Consider the following 1,279-nt stretch of genomic DNA (forward strand, 5'->3'; position numbering starts at 1 on the left):
CGGGGAAACGGGGTGCGGGAAACCGGGGTCAGCCGGCCCCCGCCGGCGGTCGGGGGCCGGGTGGGCCCTGCGGCAGTCGGTCGAAGAGCAGTCGCACCGCCCCCGTCACCGGATGGCGCACCGGGTGCCCCCGCACCCCGAACACCTCCGCCAGCAACCCGGGGTTCAGCACCTCCTCCGGCGGACCGGAGGCGACGATCGCGCCGGCCGCGATCACGTACAGCTCGTCGCAGTGGGTCGCCGCCAGGTTCAGGTCGTGCAGCGCCGCCAACACCGTCAGCCCGCTCTCGCGAACCAGGGACAGCACCTCCAACTGCTGGGCGATGTCCAGGTGGTTGGTCGGCTCGTCCAGCACCAGAACACGGGGTTGCTGGGCCAGCGCCCGGGCGATCAACACCCGCTGCTTCTCCCCGCCCGACAGTCCGCCGAAGGACCGCCGCGCCAGGTGCGAGGCGTGCACGCGCTCCAGGGCCGCCGCGCAGATCCCCTCGTCGTCCGCGGTCGTCCGCCGCCCGGTGCCCCGGTGCGGGATGCGCCCCATCGCCACCAGCTCGGCCACCGTGAAGTCGAACTCCCCGGCGGTCTCCTGGGGCAGCGCCGCCACCCGCCGCGCACCCTCCCGGGGCGTCAGCGAGGCCAGCTCCTCCTCGTCCAGCAGGATCGCGCCCGTGGTGGGGCGCAGCGCCCGGTAGAGGCAGCGCAGCACGGTGGACTTGCCGCTGCCGTTCGGGCCGACCAGCCCCACCACCCGGCCGTCGGCGGCGGCCAGCGAGACCTCCCGCACCAGCCGCGCCCCGGCCACCTCCACCGTCAGCGCGTCGATCGTCACCCTCATCGCGCGCCCCCGAACACCGGCCCGCCCCGCCGCCGCATCAGCAGCAGGAAACACGGCACCCCGAGGATCGCCGTCAGCGCGCCGATCGGCAGTTCGGCGGGGGCCATCACCATCCGCGACCCGACGTCCACCCACACCAGCAGCACCGCCCCCGCGAGCGGCGCGACGGCCAGGACCCGCAGGTGGTCCGCGCCCACCACCATCCGCACCGCGTGCGGCACCATCAGGCCGACGAAGCCGATCGCCCCGCTGACCGCCACCACGCAACCGGTCATCGCCGCCGTCACCACGAACAGTTCGCGGCGCATCCGGTGCGGGTCCACGCCCAGCGCCGAGGCCGTCTCGTCGCCCATCGCCAGCGCGTTCAACCGGCGGGAGGCGAACAGCAACCACGCCAGCCCGCCGAGCACGGCGGTCGCGGCGATCGGCACCGACGCCCAGCCC

General features: G+C 75.2%; 2 protein-coding genes. Both read right to left on the reverse strand.

Annotated features, from left to right (window positions below; genetic code table 11):
* Positions 1-28 precede the first annotated feature (28 nt).
* Positions 29-835 carry an ABC transporter ATP-binding protein gene (locus tag FNQ90_RS23625; RefSeq protein WP_182608205.1) on the reverse strand — a complete coding sequence of 269 codons (807 nt, stop codon included), beginning with the start codon at positions 833-835 and terminating at the stop codon, positions 29-31.
* The coding region (locus FNQ90_RS23630) for a FecCD family ABC transporter permease (RefSeq protein WP_182608206.1) at positions 832-1,279 on the reverse strand (448 nt) is incomplete at its 5' end. The genes FNQ90_RS23630 and FNQ90_RS23625, both read right to left, overlap by 4 nt.

This window comes from Streptomyces alkaliphilus (assembly GCF_014141535.1).
Classification (GTDB): Bacteria; Actinomycetota; Actinomycetes; order Streptomycetales; family Streptomycetaceae; genus Streptomyces; species Streptomyces alkaliphilus.

Excerpts from the sequence above, each read along its gene's own strand:
- FNQ90_RS23625 (WP_182608205.1), bottom strand. The coding sequence starts at position 835 with ATGAGGGTGACGATCGACGCGCTGACGGTGGAGGTGGCCGGGGCGCGG.